The organism is Streptomyces sp. URMC 126, from assembly GCF_051386555.1.
Classification (GTDB): Bacteria; Actinomycetota; Actinomycetes; order Streptomycetales; family Streptomycetaceae; genus Streptomyces.
In genome coordinates, this window is record NZ_JBPQTX010000954.1 from 1 (window position 1) to 264 (window position 264).

Annotated in this window: 1 protein-coding gene; it reads left to right on the forward strand. The window is 70.8% G+C overall.

The window, feature by feature from the left end; translation table 11 throughout:
* On the forward strand, window positions 1-264 hold a 264-nt coding region (locus ACSNOK_RS34645), incomplete at both ends, for a hypothetical protein (protein ID WP_436784682.1).

The window sequence follows — 264 nt, forward strand, 5'->3', positions numbered from 1 at the left end:
TGCTGCGACCTCGGCCCCGTCATCCTCACGCGCTTCGTGCGCCATCCGTTCGGCTTCGCGGGCGAGCCTGTGTTCGACTTCGAGGCCTTCGAGCGTGCCGTGGCCGTGCAGGTGCGTGCGCTGGACAACGTGCTGGAGCTGACCTGGTGGCCGCTGCCGCAGCAGCGCGAGGAAAGCGAGGCCAAGCGGCGCATCGGCGTGGGCTTCACCGGCATGGGCAATGCGCTGGCCATGCTGCGCCTGCGCTACGACGCGCCCGAGGGC